The following is a 16,672-nucleotide window of genomic DNA, read 5'->3' as shown; positions in this document are numbered from 1 at the left end:
TGCCATGGGGCTGCTGAAATTTCTAGGTCTGCTGTTTATGCTGGTCAGCATCTTCGCCGGCAGCGCAGCTGTAGTGGCACTGATGATTCTTGCCGTGCGCTACTGGCCGTTAATGCTAGTCATCGTAATGACTCTCGCTGTGTTTCAGCTTGCGTCCAAGCGCACGCGCGCTGCTCGGCGTTAGATCGTCATAAGTAGGAGCCCGATGGGCTCCTACTTAATTTTATTTTTTGATCGACAGACAGCTTCCGGCCATGAGCAGTCATTTGCTGCCAACGGAGTCACTCTAGGCTCCTGCCTCGCTAGCATCAGTATCGTGGCCTGCCCCCGATTGTTTACGTTTGACAGCCATGGAGAGTGGGGGTAATTTCTCAGCTCGCATGGCTGACCCCATGTCCATAGGCCACCTATGGGAATCAAACAGTCGTAAAAGCGAACAAGCTGTACATCAGAGTAAATGAGGCACATTCCCAAATGGGCAAAGTGACTTTGTTTAGTGGCCTGACAATGTCCAAAAGCCCCAATTTTGGAGAACGTGCTCATGAACACGAAATCAGCAAACCTGCAAGAATTTACCCTGACAATCCTAGGGGAAAATCACCCTCCGATTCGCCAGAAGGTCTTTGACAGTAAAGACTTCATCTTGCCCGGCACTCGGGTTGGCGTTGAAAACCGTGAACCTAAAAGCCGTAAAGAGAAGATGGACGCCTGGGTTCAGGCCCCACTGTCTGAGCGGCAAATTGAGATCACGGGAATGATGGGGAAGCCGAACCCGTTCCACCATCTTTCCAAGGCGGTTGATACCTCCCAGCTCACGCTTTCGATTCCTCACCAGGGCATCAAGATCAAGGTCGAAGACTTCCGCGAGGAAGCTCTGAAGGCTGCTCCTGAAGGAACGAAGATAGGCGTAGCTTTCGACACCTACGCAAAATCGCAATACGACCGCTCTTATTCTGATCTGGTCAGCGATGCTCGCAACAAGGTGATCGCCCGGTTCAAGGCCGCATTCGCGGAGAACCTTGATCACGACCCGATGAGCGATGAGTACCACACAGACAAGGATATTTTCCTGCACCATCCTGTCTGGGCGCCTCAAAGCTCAATTAAGGAATACAAGTCGCTCGCGAAGCAAGGTCATGTGTACTCCCAATACCTGGCCGGTGTATTCCTTGCATCGAGCGCTGGTGGCTACAAGGCTGAGTGTGTTGAGTACCTGCTGATGGCGTACGAAAACAAGCAGCCCGAAGCTATGCGTGTACTCGCTGAGTTCCTGCATTTCAAAAACGACTACTACGGTGCTACGCAGTGTGCGCTTCTGTCTATTGACGGCGGCGATGACTACTCGAAGGAAATCGTTCGTGAAGTGCTGGGCAATGCCTCTCACCAGGTGATGCAGACGAGTCGTGGTGTAGCACCACTCAGCTTTGTGATCATCGAGACACTCCGTGCAAACGGATTCGACTCGATCCTGAGAGAGCATTTCACCGAGTTCAATCCTGATCCACAGTCTGAAATTCGTATTCCTGGTTTTCTCAAAGGGGGCCGGTCATGAGCGGCGTTCAAATGTGGGATAGCAACAGCTCTGACAAAGAGCAGGAAGAGTTTGAGTGCCTCGACTGCGGGTGCACCACATCCGAGGCTGATTTCGAGTCAGTCGACGATGAGCTAAATCCGCAACGTCCCCGCTGCCCTGACTGTCAGAGCTCGCTCCGGATCTCCCGCGCAACGTGCGACTGTGGTGAGCCGGCGACTCATGAGGTTGAGTCAGGGTTCGTTTGCGACGATTGCCATGACCACTATGTCAGCGGGTACATGCGGGACTAATGCTTAGGGGTGTGGGGCGTGCATAATTGCTCGCACGCTCCCACATGCCAATGATACTTCGAGCATTCGACTGTCCAGCTCACTGTATAAGCGGCCACCGTCCGCTTTCGGCTGTGGATTCAACCGGTGAACGCAACACACTGAACCTTGCATGAGCAGGAGGAGTGTTGCAGATGAAGCAAAGACCTCGGATCTACTACACCGAAAGCCAGAAGGCGTTGATGTGGGATCGTTGGAAAGCAGGTGATTCGCTCCAGCAGATTGCGCAGCTATTCGACCGAAACCATTCCTCGATCCAAGGGATTCTTGCGGAGACAGGCGGCATCCGCCCAATCGCGCGACGACGTTCCAGGTTGGCGCTAACACTGGTTGAACGCGAGGAGATTTCGAGAGCACTTGCCGTTGGCCAGTCGATTCGGCATATCGCGATGCGTCTGGAGCGAGCCCCATCCACCATCAGCCGTGAGATCAACCGTAACGGTGGTTGCCGAAGCTACCGCGCCAACCAGGCTGATCAGGCGGCATGGGACAGGGCTCGTCGCCCAAAGCTTTGCAAGCTTGTCCAGTCCCCAAAGTTGGCGCAGCTTGTTGCGGAGAAGCTTCAGAACCAGTGGTCGCCCGAGCAGATTGCTGGGTGGTTGAAGCGTACTTACCCGGACGTGGCCTACCAGGTGTCGCACGAGACCATCTACCGCAGCCTATTCATCCAGGCCCGTGGCGCATTGAAGAAAGAATTACTGGAGTATCTGCGCCGTAGTCGTTATACGCCGGTCACGTCATCACACCCAGAAAACCGGTAACCATGGCCGTATCAGCGATACGACTTCCATCAGCGAGCGGCCGGCCATCGTTGAAGATCGTGCAGTACCAGGACACTGGGAAGGCGATTTGTTGTGCGGCAGCAAGAACAGTCAGATCGCCACGCTGGTTGAGCGCCACAGCCGCTATGTGATGCTGGTGAAAGTGAATGGAAAGGACACCGAGACAGTGGTGAATGCACTGATCGAGAATGCTCAGCGATTGCCTCAGGAGCTCTACCAATCCCTGACCTGGGATCGAGGCAAGGAGATGGCTGCTCACAAGCGATTCACTCTGGCGACGGATATCCAGGTCTACTTTTGTCATCCACAGAATCCTTGGCAGCGCGGGACAAATGAAAACACCAACGGCCTGCTACGGCAGTACTTCCCGAAGGGCACTGATCTCTGCTGTACTCGCAGGACGCGCTGGACAAAGTCGCTCGGCAGTTGAACGAGCGACCCAGAAAAACCTTGGGGTACTCAACTCCCGCCGAGTGTTTTAACCAGGCTGTTGCGTCGATCGGTTGAATCCACAGCTGTGGACGGACGCTGGTGGCAGGCCGCTATCGGCCGAGGCTGTGTAAAAACGCTCGAGCAATTTTGAGGTTCACGTTGCTACGTGAAATCTGAAGAAATTTTCCCAGTTGGCTCGCCCTGAACTCGCAAGAAAACGCGAAATTTGCTCGTTTTCTGAGCAGCTATCGTTTTCGAGAACGTTTTTACACAGGCTGGGCTGTTTGGAGCCGGTCACGATCGGTTTAACCCACAATCCATTGCAGCCGTTCGTGGGTGGCCTAAGTCGGACAGGAGCGGACGTTTAGATCAAGAAAAATAAACCTTTCCCCATTTTTCTGTCCCAATTTTTCCCCAATATTTCAGGTATCTAGGGGTGGAAAAGCTCTATGGTGCTGGTGCAGGCTCAGATCGGCGTTATATATGAGGGCTGGGTGTATTAGATTCATTTCTGGAAATCGCGACTCTTTCATGTATCGGTAGAACAGAACCGAAAACAGAGGGTCATTTGCAGATCTTTCTCTCAGATCCGCAAAACGTTTGTTGCGCTCTTCAAGTGCATCAGCACACTCTGAGTCGATCTGTTGCTGAACTTCGCAATTACCAACTGGTTTTGGTAGCACAACAGGTGTCCAGTGAAAGGTTTCTGCAAGAGTTTTTTTGTATGCCCTTGCGTAAGCTTTTCGTACATATCATCGTGAAACTTTCTCTCCTCAGGAGAAAGACTCATGATGCGTATTTCTGACTCGATTTTGCTAACCATGGCGCCGAGAAAGATCTGCTCATGGCTAATTGAATTCCTAAAATCTGAAGTGGCAGTCTTCTTCAAGCTTGCGTCACTGATGCTCTGAGCGAAACTCGATACGCCATTTGTGAGGTCATTGAGGTAGTGCGATACAGGTTTTCGTCTAGAAATAGGCTTTGAGCTTGGGGGGGCTACCGCCGTGGCGGGCGCGAAAGCAAAGTCCTTGACCCGCCGGATAGCTTCGGATGAGTTATTGAAAACTACACTTGCCGGTATCCGTAGAACACTATAGCCATTGGCCGCAGAGTATTCATCTCGGATACGATCGCGCTCAATCTGCTCGGGGGATGAGTGATATGTTGCACCATCAATCTCGACGATGTACTTGTTGTTCAGTAAGAAATCAAATCGATACTTTCCAAACTTGAACTGAATTTGCATGGATAGTCTTGGAGAGACTAGAACTCCTTTTTTCGGATAAAAATTGAACTCCTTAACCATTGTCTTTAGAAATTTCTCTTCGGCCGGAGACTCGCAGCCTTTGAGGAATAGATCGAGCCAGTCGCTGTCCTCAGATGTCGCGTCGGCCCATGTTCGGGGTGGCGGTACGCTTTCCATCTTGGGTGATCTGAAGTTTACGAAAATTTCCCACGCAAGTATAAGTGTGAGGAGCAAGACGTATGGAAATATGAAGCATAGTGGCAATGTAACGGCCAGTAACCCAAGTCTAATCCATAGTTTATTTTCAGAGTTTCCATTCATGCAGAGCATCCATGCTATTGTTAAAGTTCTTAGTGGCCGGCCCGGGGTATGTTCGGGGCTTGCAAGAATTTCTGCCCGACTTTCGATTAGCTAAATTTTCACTAGAGAATATCACATATTAAGCTATCTCGCTAATAGATGTCGTTGAATCAATTATTAATGACTTCGAAAAAATAGATAATAATGGCAGGAGAATCAATAACTACTGGCTCAACGTGCTTAGTTCGATCTTCTCGCAGCCTACGAAGTGAGGTGTCGCGCCATCGAGGCATTGGCCGGCACCATCTGTAGAACCAACTCGGGCATCAGCGTCAACACCGCCCAAGCGGCGAATATCACGGCCCTCGTTCAGGCCATACAAAATGCGGGCAACAATAAGAACTTCAGCGCAGACTTCAACGGCGCGCAGTTGACAGCAGATAACCTGCAGCAAGCGCTGACTGCAGCGGGGACTAAGACCAAGATCAGTGTTAACACTGCTCAAGCAGTGAACATCAATACCATGCTTCAACTTCTCTCTATTGCCGGGGCTAGCAAACTCTTCAGCGCCACATTCAACGGCGCGCAATTAACGGCAAACAACCTTCAACAAGCCGTCAGCAAAGCTGGGGCGAACACGACGATCATTGTCGCAAGCGCTCAAAGCGCCCCCATCGCTACTCTGCTGGATGTCATCGGAACTGCGGGCTAATGCCCCTTCGCAGGTACTCACTGAGTACCTGCGCTCTCCATCAATTCATTCGAGTACGGATTTCAACCAATCTGCCATCGACAAAGCGCAGGTATTGATATGCCCCATTGCTGGGGCCATATACCCAATTCTCAATTGTTGCAGCGCCTTTTGCTACGTAACCATTAGCGTCGACAGCAGGGCCCACAACCTGACGCTGCGCTGGCTGACCACACTTTCTAATCACATCAACTATCAATTCGCCTTCGCTTATCAAATTACTTCCGCAACGCATTGTGGCTGCTTGAGTAGATGTCGCAGCAAAAGTAAGCAAGCCAAACAACAAACCAGTGCAAGATTCCCTAAACCTCATAACGTACTCCTTGAGACATAATCCGCCAGAAAATCGGCACGCCTTAAGACTACCACATCATTGCACCCGAGCGTCATTACACACGTCAACATTGGCACACGTCTCGGTAATGGCTACTGACGAGTATAAGAAGGGAGCCATTGGTCGTTAAAGGCTCCGTCAAATTACTTGAGGTGAGTTGATCCAGACAGCGGAGCACTTCCACGGAAACCGGCGTTCTGCTCGCTCCATTCGTCGTGTTCATTGCCTGGTTCATTTATCGCAGCACCTACTGAGCGGTAGTCCGCTATGGTAGCTGCCGCTGGAGCGAACCACCTGCTTTCCAGCGATCCCACATCAGCGCCTTCTGGCTTTCGGTGTAATAGATCCGAGATCTTTGTTTCATCTGCAACACTCCCCCCTGCTTACACAGGGCTCAGCGTGTTGCGTTCGCGAATTGCTATTTGTGCTGACCCGCATTTTTGCCGGCACCCTAGCAGTTGTAGCGCTGGTGATTCTGGCGGCGCGTTTTGGGCCACTGATGTTGGTCATCGTGCTAACACTCGCCATAATTCATTATAAATCTAGGCGGGCGCACGACTCCCAGCATTAATCGTCATAAGCAGGGGCCCGCTGGGCTCCTGCTGCATTTTTATTCTTTGCTAATTGACACGTACGAATGGCCACCAACACAACAAAACTCTTTCTCCGCATGCCTTTCCTATAAAAAGCCACACGCAATACAACCAAAATCCGACACCCACCCGAGCAACTTAATAAGAAAAACTACTTCCCCTCGCCACCGGCCAGCTCGCAAAACTTCATATAGTCAACTATCTGCACTTCCTTACCACTTACCCGAATCAATCCCAACTGCTGCAGCTTCGTAAAAGATCGAGAGACCGTTTCCATGGCCACCCCCAAATAATTCCCAATTTCTCCACGAGACATACTTAAACGAAGTGTATGCGCATAATACCCTCGAGCTCGAAATCTAGCAGACAAACTCAGCAAGAAGGTTGCGATTCGCTCCTCAGAAGACTTCTTAGACAAAAGCAGCATCATTTGTTGGTCTTCCCGAATTTCCCGACTCATAACCCGCATCAATTGACGCCGCAACTGAGGGATCGCCTCAGCCAATTCATCCAGTCGTCCGAAAGGTATTTCGCAAACGGATGTAGGTTCGAGCGCCTGAGCAGACATTGGATATTCTCCGCAATCCACTCCAGCCCAACCGAGAATCTCACCTGGCGATTGAAAACCTGTTATCTTCTCCACACCAGTGTCTGTAATACAGTAATTCTTTATCATGCCTGTGCGAATCACGAATATCGACCTAAACTCTTCGCCTTGACGAAACAAGAACTCCCCTCGCTCTAACGGCCTACTACGCCTGACCATTTCATCGAGAATATCAATCTCACTGAGAGATAACGAAGACGGCAAACAATGGCTTGCCAAAGCACAGCTACCACAGTGAATCTGGCGCCGCACAATTTGCCGATGAACTCCATCCATAAAGTCAGTCTCAGAATCAATTTTTCGCGTCAAGCACAATCACATCACGACCCAGAAACAACACTCCGAAAGATTTCCTTCTTCAGTTTAAATAATTCATCACCAAGCGATGCCCCAATAGAGCCTCGAACCTGGACACCGAAACAGAACCCAATGCAGCAGCGCGATGAAAAACAACACCAGATAGAAAGAAAATCAGATAAACGCTAATAGTCGAAGCAGTAAACGCCAGAGCTAATGGTCGCGAGCAAGAACTCAACAAGCAATGTCCCCGGACACCTCTAGGTGTGTCCGCAGACACCTCGGACTGCAGCAGGCTGTCGCGCAAATATCTAACGCAAACTTCAAAAGCCCGTCTGACACCCAAATACGAAAACAAAATATTATCGGCAAGGAGCCTGTGCTTACCTAAAGGCAGGAAAGCCAGCCTAGAGAAAAATCCTTAAACCAAACGCCCTAGGGCTCATCTAGAGCCAGCGTTTGCATGCCTAATGGAAGCTACTCACCGCCATGAATACCAACAGCTCAGCCGTCCTTTCGATGTCGAAAGGGCAGTGCGCCAAGTAGTACTCGGCTTAGCGTTGCGGCAGGGCATGAGGAACAAGCTCGGCATGCAAACTTCGTCGGATCACTGATCCTCAGGGACAAGAGCCCAAACAGCTCCTGCCCCAGGGGGGGCATCTCATTTTTGCCTAAGACAATCAAACTAAAGCTTGGGTAAACCAAGTTGGGGTGCCAGAATTGGCGCCACCGGTATCGACAGCCATGGTGCCGCCCCACCCGGAGCTGGATTCAAGAGTGGACCTTCAAGATGCAATCCTAGCGCTGCTGCTTGCTGCGAAAATTCACGGCACCGATAGCGCCATAAAGGCCACCGCAAAGCGGTGCGCCAAGCAACTTCCTCGCAGCAAGCGCGACATACTCTTCAATATTGCGACCAGCTCTGCTCCATTGAAGCTGGTCCACCAGATCGCCGCGAATCTCGACTAGGCCATACCCCTAGGCATCCTCGAACGGATGAGAGGAACAGCACAGACTAATCAAGTCTAACGGCGCCATGGCCTCGCAGAGACGATGCAGTTAGCAGCAACTAGTATCCCGCCACGCAGGCATTGATTGCTGCCGGCAAAGCTACAAGCTTTTTCCCGGTACTCACCTGACGCTCCAGCGGCACTAACCTCTCTTCCTTAGAGATTCGATTAGCATTCGCGCTGTCTGTCACAGAGGGGGTGAACCCTACCGCCTTCATTTGAACTAGCGCTTGCCTGTCCTTATCGACCGTCTGCTTAAGCTTTTTTTCAGCTTCAGCCATGTCGTTGTAAGCCTGGTGTTGCTGATCCAACACTCCCTTGAAGTCAGCAGCCTTCACAGGCTCGCTCTGGATGGTCTGCAACCGAGTGATGAGGCTTTCTTTCACTTTTAATGTCGCCTGCACAATTGTTGCCGGCAGCTCGCTAGCGGGCTGCTGCGTTTCCGCACTGCCTTGCTGAATCATTCCCCACTCCACCTCATCGTTATTGGTGGTAGACACATGACTCAGCATGCACTCTAGAGCCTTTCGTGCTCCGACATAGGAGGCACTCTGGATGTTGTATTTGTAGCGTTCACGGGCCGCCAGCCCGAGGATCGACATACCCGCGCCAGTATTCATCAGGCCGGTCTGGTCAGCCACCGCCCCACCTACGGCTGCAATAGTCCCCACTGTGGTGAAATCACCGCTGCCCCAGTCTCTCTTACTGCTGTCAGTGCTGTGCTTGTTGATGAGTACTCGCAATCCTTCCGCATTTTCCGAAGCAAGCGACAGCTGTTCAAATTTTGCTGGGTTTGGCGCCAGCTGCGGGGGCGGATAATTGACAATATCGTCCGGCGGGACGGGCCAACTATCTTCCATCAGCGACCTTGTACAGCCACCTAGAAATGGCATCAGTAACGCGAGCAGTATCGGAAAGACAGTTCGGCGATCCATAGGTCCTCCATGACATGCGAAGTGGTAATCGCTCGAAAATAGACCAACCGGCCATGCTGTCAACGCGCCATCCCACCTAATCCCAAACAACTGCTCTGTGCGGATTTGGCTGAACCAGTACCAGCGAGCAATTTTACGTTTAGGACGACCACTACCGACCTAGAGAGGTGAGTACACAGGCTCGTTCGCGCAGGATTTTTGGGGACTGAAGTAGGGTGTCGGCGATTTGCTATACCTGACCGGGCGCCCGGCTCAAGCATTGAAGGGACACCACAGACAGCCTGTTGCACTGGAGAAACACATCTTGGCGCTCAACGAAACCCGCAACCCCGCCCTCATCAAAATCCTCGGTCTTGTGATGCAAGACTTGCAAGAAGACTCAGGACCCACGCCCCTCCCACCTGACCTTGTTGGATCGGACCAACCATCGCTGAATAACGACCTGTTACCAGACGAAGTTGCGGCAGGTTCCAATGTTGGAGCGCTAGGCACGCGGTCGCCCACGGCTGAAGAAAGTGCCATCGGCAAGCAGGTGCTGGATGGTGCCCCCTCAGCGTGCACTCCCTTCGAAGTGGCGAGCTACTTTTGGGCCGTTGGCCAAGGATATTTCGGTGAAGATCGAAAGCCGTATGCATCAGCCTGGCCATCTCGCTGGAACCCGGTAATCGTCGAGTTCTTCAAGGCAACGCAAACCAAGCCCGACGGCGATACGACCTCGTGGTGTGCAGCCTTCGTCAATTACTGCCTCATGCGGGCCGCCAACGGCCGCACGCTGCCTACTGACTCAGCGCCTCCAACTAATAGCGCCAGAGCGCTGTCATTCAAAAACTGGAGCAAGCCGACGACCTCACCCGAGCCTGGTGACATAGTCGTGTTCGATAACATCACCGATGGCGAAGGCGGAAAAGGTCACGTTGCCTTTTTCTTGGCTGATCAGGGCGACCACGTACTGGTGCTCGGCGGCAATCAGCGTGATGGGACTCCCCCTCGATCTACAATCTGCCGTAAGGCCTACACCAAAAACGGCTCGATCCTGAAAGTAGTCAGCTACCGCACTGATTCGCAGCTGCACCCATAAGCGATCTGTGCATAGCTAGCCAACCGGCTCCATACCAGAAGGGGGAAGCAAGCCCCCTTCTGGAACCCGCAAATCCATACCCGCGGCTTGGAGCCCAGCATGTCCCTCCTCGCCTGGCTCAGTCGGAAACCCGCTGAGCCACTGTCAGAGGCTTCTCCGCAATATTTCCACTTAGAAACGATGGATCGCCGAATTTACAGTGCAGCTGACTCCAGCCTGCGTGGCATTCAGCTAACAATTCGGAAATATCCTTGGAGACGCCCGGAGGGAAATAAAAAAGGCCGCTTTCGCGGCCTTTTTTATTAATTCTGTAACCAAGACTCTACAACGTCATTGCCAAACTCTGCCTTCCAAGCTTTCAGCACCTTATGGTTCCCGCCTTTGGTCTCAACAATCTCTCCGCTATTCGGATTCTTGTAGACCTTGACGGCACGAGCCTTGCGCTGAGAGCTGGCTCCTCGGGCCTGCAGCTTGCCACCAACGGGGCGAGAGTCAGGATCCAAGATAGATACGATATCGCGCAGGTTCTTGTCGTACTCCTTCATGAGAGACTTGAGCTCTTCCTCAAACTTGATCTCACGCTTGAGGCCGGCGTCGTTCTTGAAGGACTCGAGGTAGGCAAGTTGTTCTTGAAGTGCCTTTTCCGCAGCACGAAACTCAGCAAGTTTAGAAATTTTATTTTCCTTTAGAATTCAGCCGGACATCGTAAGGACACAATAACCCGAAAATAAACTGTCAGCAAGCTACATCCGATGAACATTACTCAGGAAAGGCCTGCTTCACAATCAGGAGAAAAGTTATGTGTGCTTGCCTTCGTCAAATTTCCAATGGGCACGAAGTAAAAATCTATACCTAACCCACCTAGACAAATAATCCCCTAGAATTTAACAAGTAGAACCGCCGTTCTGCGTTACGACAGCTCCACCCTAGCTAGACACACCTTCTACTGGTCTGTCCCGGTCTGATTGGACACTGACTTAAGGTGGACAATGCCCACCGCAAGGAGTGTTCATGCCCCAGCCCAGACGACGTATTCCCGAGTCCTTCAAACGCGAGGCGGTAAACCAGGTGCTTCCTGGTACGCCGCGTCGCCATGTATCGCTTTCATTAGCGACCTTCTTGGCGGTCGAAGCCTCGAATAGGAAGTCCCCCATCGACGGTATGAGCCTGACATTTGGCCTCGCCCGGATAGATATTTGAATGTCAATGTCCGGGCATACCCTAATGTCAACGTCTAGCTCGACGTCATGAGCACCCGCTAAACGTCATTAGAAGTCCTATCTATCCACAGGTCTATTGCTGCCTCGACAGCGGCTGAAGGCAAGTACTCCTGTTCCAATCGCCCCTTTTTTTGCCCTAATAGGTGCGAGTAAAGTTCCTTTTCCTCACTGCAAAGTCCGGACGGAGGGTATACCTGAGCCGTTACGGGCTCTTCGACTGCGGACCCTGGGGCGTATAACTCATACACATCTCTTGACATGAGAAGAGCAGAAATATCGGGACAAAGCACTCGGACACTACTGAGCATTAGAAAGCCCCAGCTATCTATGTCCCCCCAATAAGCTAGCTGCTTCTCCCGTAACCAGGACGCCGCCATCCACTGCAGATCGAGGCCACATCCAAGAACCGCGACGGCGTCATCAAGAGCAGGTAGTTGATGAAGGCACTTTTCGTTCTCAACGACAATGAGCCGAGAACCAGGAAGCCGAGACTCTTTTAGCTGAGCTGTTGTGAGCCGGAGCTTCTTGAATGGAAGTAGCCCATCGCACAAAGGCGCCACAAGGACCCAATGCTCATTTTCTTCAAGAGCCCCAAGGAACGTGTTTAGCCCCATCTCCGAAGGCTCACCTTGAAAACGCTCATCCAGCAGTCGCGTAAGCAGTCCAGCGTTCCGCTCGAAGAACTTCGTGTCCACCCCATGCTCGGCCAACAAGCGCAGGGGCCGCCCCATGGCGCATCCTGGCTGGAGACGCAGGGCCAAATCTGCAGCAGCAATGACCTCCTCTGGCTTTTTCTTTAGCCAGAGGCTGCGCTGAGTAACAAGCAGCGCTCTGAAAGCCACATCTACGCTCTCAACGATATGCTCAAGGTCTGCATATTCCCTACAAACCGCGGCATCCATTGTTGCAGCGATCCATTCCGATGGAGTGCGTAGACACCACTGAGAAGGAAGAAGGATTGGTTCAGCGCCAGCGCGATAGCTGACTGGCTCCCAATCCACCAACCCGATTGCCACTTTCTTCCACGACTCAGCATGGCGTTGCACAGCGCCAGGGTTCTGCGAAAACTCTCTGGCGCTTGGAACCCCTATTCGCATGCAGAGCGGCCACTCACTTAGGCCAAGAAGCCGCTTGCTACGTGTCTCTGCCTGATACCACTGACGAGCTAGCTTTCGGCTGATCTCAAGTGGTGGCTTCACTCTGCACCTTCATTCGCTGCTGATAGTGCTCATCCAAGGCTTCCCAGCTGAGCGAAACCAAACTGGAATCCATACCTCTTCGGTGCACCACGATCGCCGATCGAGTGTGGTGGCGCAGCAGCCGCATTTCCTTGTTTGGAGTGATGAAGATGGCATGCAAACCGAACTCCCGGAGAGCCCCGATGATTCGAGCCGCGACGGCATGAGAGCTTCGGGAGAAAGCTTCATCCAGGATGATGGAGCCAAAGAGTGGCCTGCTACTGCCATCTGGGCACAGGGCATAGCTCAGCGATGCCGTTAGGACATGAGAGGCGATGATTTCTTTCTCGCCACCACTCCCACCTTGTGAGCCCGTCCGGGTTTCAATTGTGTTGCCTGTATTCCGATCGATCACCGAGACCGCGAACTCCAACCGGAAGCGAGGATCCAGTAGTGTGCGAGCGGCCTGAGTCCGATTTCGCTCACAAGCCTCGCGCAGAATATCCACGAGCTCCCGAAGGGCCTTGTAGTGACTCTCCCCTTCGTCATCAATGAACCTCGCCGAGTTGAGGGCACGTTGCGCACGCTGCAACGCACGAATGCTGTCGTGCGACACCTTGTTTGCGATCAGCCTCAGATACCGCCCCGCCTGGAAGTCGACCCGGCACATCGTACTGTTCAGATCGTCCAGTCGCTCCTCAATTAGCGCTACCTGCTGCTCGATGTAGCTCAACAATTGAGTGACACCATCGTCGGAGGAGCGGTTCAGGTAGTCCCGGAATCGCTTCAGCTTCTCTGGCAAGGCCTCTTCAGTGAGCACCCTCAACCGATCCAGGTATTTGTGCACGTCATCGAGCTCTCGCCCTGCGTCTACCAGAGCCCCAGTGTCCTCTTTCAGCGCATCCGACATTTTCTTTGCGAGCTCGGTTTGAAGCTTACTGAGCCTGTCCTTGAGGCCGCTGATCTCACCCTGCAGACTCCGAGTGAACTGCAGCTCAAGTTCGCCAATCTCTGCCAAATACTTCGGAGCGACCTCTGGAAAGTACCTAATCGCTAGCTCACGCTCCTGGTCGCTCATACCCACTTCCGACCGGCTAAACGCTTTGCGCGTACTCGTTGCCGCGTGCTCGAAGCGGGTATCTACCAGAGCTTTCTTTGCGATCGCCTGTTGATGCTGCTTGTCTAGTGTGCCGACCAGCTCCGCCGCCTGGTCTGCGGCCTGCTTTGCTGCCGCAAGATCAGTATCGGGTTGGAGCAATTCCTGGATCCCCTGATTCAGCTCGTCGAGCTGCTTCTGCGCTCCCGGTAGGTCAATGTCCGCAAAATCGACATGGCTGATTTGCTCGAAAGCCCGAATCTGGCCTTCAAGCAAGCTAACCGCAGCTAAAGCATTTTTGAGCTCTTGAGCAGCTTGCGCTTGTCGCTCAGTGACTTCCTGAATTTGACTAGCCAACTGGGCCAAACGGTCGCGGTTGTCGAAGCCCGTGAGCCAGTCATCCTCTAATCGCAATTGATCCTGCTTGTCGTAGAAGCGGGCCTTACCCGACATGAGGCCTTCAGCAGTCATCGCATGAGGAGTAGATCTCAGCACCTCTGGGCTGTCGACGCAGTGCCGGTCATTCTCAGCAAGAAGTGCCTTAAGTGCCTCGCGGTAGGGATGATCCTTGTATGTGAGTTTTCGAGTAAAGCCATCCGGCATGAAGACTGCTGGTGACTCAGGGTGCTTCACCTCCAGCAAGCGGACATGCAGTCGGTTATGCCGGTTATTGATCCAACGAAGGGCATGCTCGATGGACTGCGGCGGTACCAAAATCCGTAGGCGGTGGCCACCAATTGCCCGCTCGACGGCCCCTCTCCAACGATGCTCTTCGCTTTTGACCTGGACGAGCTCTGCTACAAACGGCAGTGCGCTGTCGTCAAGGCCGAGCTCCGCGGCTAAATCAGAGCGAAGGCTTTGGAAATCCGGACGCAAATTTGAGCCCGGTCGGCGCTCAACCTCTTGCCGCTCAGTTTTAAGCCTCGCGAGTAAACTCGACTGCTCACTCTCTGCGACGCCCAGTTGGAAGGACGTCAGTTTGGCTTGCTCTAGGTCTGACCTCAGAGCGACAAGGCGCGACTCTGCCGTAGCCTGGTTCTCTTGCAATACCAACGAATCGAGATCATCTGAAAGACCAAGATTCCGAGCCAGCGACTGATACTGCTTTGAGTCGATCGCACGCTTCGAAGCAATTTTGCTCCAATCATTCACGCGGGCTCTCAGCTGATCAATGTTGGTGCCGCCTTTCAGCAGATAGAGCTGTCGCAACTCATCAGTGCGCTGCCTTTGCGCCTCGAGCAGCTCGTGGGCAGATGCCACCTCCGCCTCGGCCTGCCGACTCTCAATCCGCAACCGTTCCGTTTCCGCCAGCCACAAACGGTGCCCCTGCTCCGCATACCAAACAGGTACAAGTCGCTCTAAGGCTGCCTTCTCGCTTGCCTGGCTTTCCAACGATTGGTAGCGCGACCACAGTTCAGCTATGGGCTCCAACGTACGCTGCTGTCGGCGCGCAACATCCAATTCACGATGGATTTCAGTGAGATCATCAAAGCTGTCAGCCACCTCTGCAGCACGATCAAAGGCCGCACGATCATCCAGCACCAGCTCACGAAAAATCTCGTCAATGCTATTGAGCTGCTTCAGTCCTGAGGCTCGATTCAGGAGGTTGAATGCGTTCTCTCCAACCTCAAAGAAATCACGTAGCCGGGCGAGGTACTGCTTCTTGCTTTGGTACGTCCAGATCCCCGCTTCCGAGCTCCCCATCTTATTCAGAGCAGCCATCCCGCCCTCGTGCTGAACGCTCAACCAGTGTTCAAGCGTATGGTCAGGAGAGGTGCTGAATATCCAGAGCTTCTTCATGTCTGCGGCAGATGAACTAGTGCCCTCGAACCAGAGCAACGCACCAAGCCGAACCATCCCAGACTCACGGTTGAGCGTCGCGGAGATTCCTGTAACCGTCTTGCCAGAACGAGCGATGTGGGACTGCCCAGCACTCCCGTCTCCTGGACCGGTGACACCACGAACATACGAGGCAAGATCCCTGTCGCTGTCGTGACCACCGGTGGATGCCAGGTTGTACCGCGGACTCGCGCAGATGAGGGTCATAAGCGCATCGACGAGGGTAGTCTTGCCGCTCCCTGTCGGGCCAATGACAGCTGTCCCAGCACCGTCAATCGGCGCCCGATGCAGCCCTTGAAAGCCGCCCCAGTTAAACATCTCAACTGAGGTGAGAACGAAGGTTTCGCTATCCCGCCACAAAGCTTCCTGCTTCACTCTTCGACCTCCATGGCCGCGTCAATGGGGTCACTTTCCAGTCGCTGTTGGTCCTGAATCCAAGCTAGCAGAGCCTGCAGGTTCTCAGGGTTCGCCAAGTGGGCAATGATCGGGCGAATGATGATGTTGTCATGCGCATCCGGAGTGGACACCAAACCATGTCCTTTCAACTGATCGAGTAGCGTGAGAACGCGGTTGCGCTCTTTTGCATCGCTACCCAAATCGCCAAGGTAGACCTGTAGCTGCGGGATCAAATCGTCCACAGCGACCTGGGCAACAGTCGTCCCGATACCACTTTCCTGCTCTGACACAATGAAGTGCTGACGCAGTATCGCGATGAGGAGGGATTGCTCGAGGTTCAGGCGCTGCCTTCGCACGAGTGGGTGTGACCACTCATCTGGCTCAGCGCGTACGTCCTGTCGGACTGTCACAAAGGCAAGCCCTCTTATCTCGTCGATACTGACGCCCAGATCGAGGGGCTCAAGGACGCTCGCAATTTCAGCGACATGAGTGACGGCTAAGCGATAGAGGTTGGGTTTATGACTGTCCTCCAGCAACCCGTACTTAAGAAGCTCCTGCACGGTCTCTCTAATGCGACCATGAGTACGACCACTATCGTCGGATGGCTCGTGAGGCTGAGGGGGCGCCGCTTGTTCTGACTCATCAGCAGGCAGCTCTGCCGGCCGCTGATCATCCCCTGCCGAATTTGCCAACTGATCGAAAATTCCCGCCATGC

The 16,672-nt window shown here is 53.1% G+C and carries 14 protein-coding genes and 1 pseudogene; 7 read left to right on the top strand and 8 right to left on the bottom strand.

Annotation, left to right across the window (positions count from 1 at the left end):
- The first annotated feature begins 4 nt into the window (after positions 1 to 4).
- The 3 genes and pseudogenes from JHD77_RS03100 (at position 5) to JHD77_RS03090 (ending at position 3,152) form a co-directional block, all read left to right on the top strand.
- On the top strand, positions 5 to 184 hold the full coding sequence (locus JHD77_RS03100) for a hypothetical protein (protein ID WP_033992001.1): 180 nt from the start codon (positions 5 to 7) through the stop codon (positions 182 to 184).
- A 357-nt stretch (positions 185 to 541) separates the two neighbouring features.
- Entirely contained in the window at positions 542 to 1,552 is a 1,011-nt protein-coding gene (locus tag JHD77_RS03095; RefSeq protein ID WP_059303338.1) for a hypothetical protein, read from the top strand.
- Between the two features lie 445 nt (positions 1,553 to 1,997).
- Positions 1,998 to 3,152: pseudogene (locus JHD77_RS03090) on the top strand (IS30 family transposase).
- A 508-nt stretch (positions 3,153 to 3,660) separates the two neighbouring features.
- Here JHD77_RS03090 and JHD77_RS03085 read toward each other — a convergent pair.
- On the bottom strand, positions 3,661 to 4,500 hold the full coding sequence (locus JHD77_RS03085; protein WP_161558078.1) for an endonuclease domain-containing protein: 840 nt from the start codon (positions 4,498 to 4,500) through the stop codon (positions 3,661 to 3,663).
- Between the two features lie 415 nt (positions 4,501 to 4,915).
- Here JHD77_RS03085 and JHD77_RS03080 point away from each other — a divergent pair, with 415 nt between their 5' ends.
- A complete protein-coding gene (locus tag JHD77_RS03080; RefSeq protein WP_171889858.1) occupies positions 4,916 to 5,335 on the top strand; it encodes a hypothetical protein in 420 nt (139 codons plus the stop codon).
- Between the two features lie 40 nt (positions 5,336 to 5,375).
- Here the strand turns inward: JHD77_RS03080 and JHD77_RS03075 are convergent, their stop codons facing one another.
- The gene (locus tag JHD77_RS03075; protein WP_078451190.1) at positions 5,376 to 5,687 is read right to left on the bottom strand and encodes a DUF2845 domain-containing protein; all 312 of its coding nucleotides are present in this window, start codon (positions 5,685 to 5,687) and stop codon (positions 5,376 to 5,378) included.
- 765 nt (positions 5,688 to 6,452) lie between these two features.
- The gene (gene fnr, locus JHD77_RS03070; protein ID WP_031690895.1) at positions 6,453 to 7,184 is read right to left on the bottom strand and encodes a fumarate/nitrate reduction transcriptional regulator Fnr; all 732 of its coding nucleotides are present in this window, start codon (positions 7,182 to 7,184) and stop codon (positions 6,453 to 6,455) included.
- 765 nt (positions 7,185 to 7,949) lie between these two features.
- Between fnr and JHD77_RS03065 the strand changes: the two genes are divergently transcribed.
- Positions 7,950 to 8,174 (top strand): DUF7740 domain-containing protein, encoded by a 225-nt coding sequence (locus JHD77_RS03065; RefSeq protein WP_216664332.1) that lies wholly within the window; start codon positions 7,950 to 7,952, stop codon positions 8,172 to 8,174.
- A gap of 100 nt (positions 8,175 to 8,274) precedes the next feature.
- Here JHD77_RS03065 and JHD77_RS03060 read toward each other — a convergent pair whose 3' ends face one another.
- Entirely contained in the window at positions 8,275 to 9,150 is an 876-nt protein-coding gene (locus JHD77_RS03060) for a hypothetical protein (protein ID WP_191519429.1), read from the bottom strand.
- 304 nt (positions 9,151 to 9,454) lie between these two features.
- On the opposite strand from JHD77_RS03060, the gene JHD77_RS03055 reads away from it, so the two are divergent.
- Positions 9,455 to 10,228 carry a CHAP domain-containing protein gene (locus JHD77_RS03055; protein ID WP_078451189.1) on the top strand — a complete coding sequence of 258 codons (774 nt, stop codon included), beginning with the start codon at positions 9,455 to 9,457 and terminating at the stop codon, positions 10,226 to 10,228.
- A 302-nt stretch (positions 10,229 to 10,530) separates the two neighbouring features.
- Here JHD77_RS03055 and JHD77_RS03050 read toward each other — a convergent pair whose 3' ends face one another.
- Positions 10,531 to 10,902, bottom strand: a complete 372-nt coding sequence (locus tag JHD77_RS03050; RefSeq protein WP_033975301.1) for a histone-like nucleoid-structuring protein, MvaT/MvaU family — start codon at positions 10,900 to 10,902, stop codon at positions 10,531 to 10,533.
- Between the two features lie 337 nt (positions 10,903 to 11,239).
- Here JHD77_RS03050 and JHD77_RS03045 point away from each other — a divergent pair, with 337 nt between their 5' ends.
- Positions 11,240 to 11,428, top strand: coding sequence for a hypothetical protein (locus JHD77_RS03045; protein WP_124101425.1), 189 nt, complete (start codon positions 11,240 to 11,242; stop codon positions 11,426 to 11,428).
- Positions 11,429 to 11,486: 58 nt separating this feature from the next.
- Here JHD77_RS03045 and JHD77_RS32825 read toward each other — a convergent pair whose 3' ends face one another.
- Genes JHD77_RS32825 through JHD77_RS03030 form a run of 3 tightly spaced genes read right to left on the bottom strand, consistent with a single transcriptional unit; the run spans position 11,487 to position 16,670 of the window.
- A complete protein-coding gene (locus JHD77_RS32825) occupies positions 11,487 to 12,647 on the bottom strand; it encodes a Wadjet anti-phage system protein JetD domain-containing protein (protein ID WP_031690890.1) in 1,161 nt (386 codons plus the stop codon).
- Positions 12,631 to 15,936: an ATP-binding protein gene (locus JHD77_RS03035; RefSeq protein ID WP_171889859.1), complete on the bottom strand. Its 3,306-nt coding sequence runs from the start codon at positions 15,934 to 15,936 to the stop codon at positions 12,631 to 12,633. Before JHD77_RS03035 ends, JHD77_RS32825 begins: the two co-directional genes overlap by 17 nt.
- Complete coding sequence (locus tag JHD77_RS03030; RefSeq protein ID WP_031690888.1) at positions 15,933 to 16,670, bottom strand: DUF4194 domain-containing protein; 738 nt, start codon at positions 16,668 to 16,670, stop codon at positions 15,933 to 15,935. Before JHD77_RS03030 ends, JHD77_RS03035 begins: the two co-directional genes overlap by 4 nt.
- Between the last annotated feature and the right edge of the window lie 2 nt (positions 16,671 to 16,672).

It is taken from the genome of Pseudomonas sp. P20 (genome assembly GCF_016463925.1).
Classification (GTDB): Bacteria; Pseudomonadota; Gammaproteobacteria; order Pseudomonadales; family Pseudomonadaceae; genus Pseudomonas; species Pseudomonas aeruginosa.
The sequence above is the reverse complement of the archived record's forward strand: the minus strand, read 5'-3'. Positions and strand labels throughout refer to the sequence as shown.